General features: G+C 66.0%; 1 protein-coding gene. It reads left to right on the top strand.

Going from position 1 to position 259, the window contains the following annotated elements; translation table 11 throughout:
* The coding region (locus ACLJNW_RS26240; protein ID WP_410961512.1) for a TRAP transporter large permease subunit at positions 1-259 on the top strand (259 nt) is incomplete at both ends.

Here is a 259-nt window from a genome sequence, read left to right on the forward strand (position 1 = left end):
GCTTCCTGCTGATGGTCAACGTGGTGCTGCTGGTCGCCGGCAGCTTCATGGAGCCCTCGGCGATCGTGCTGATCCTGGCGCCGATCTTCTTCCCCATCGCCATGAAGCTGGGCATCGACCCGATCCACCTGGGCATCGTCATGGTGGTGAACATGGAGATCGGCCTGGTACACCCGCCGGTCGGCCTCAACCTGTTCGTCACTTCGGCGGTCACCGGCATGCCGCTGGGGGCGACCATCCGCGCGGCGCTGCCGTGGCT

It is taken from the genome of Salmonella sp. SAL4457 (assembly GCF_046548235.1).
GTDB classification, from domain to species: Bacteria; Pseudomonadota; Gammaproteobacteria; order Enterobacterales; family Enterobacteriaceae; genus Salmonella; species Salmonella enterica.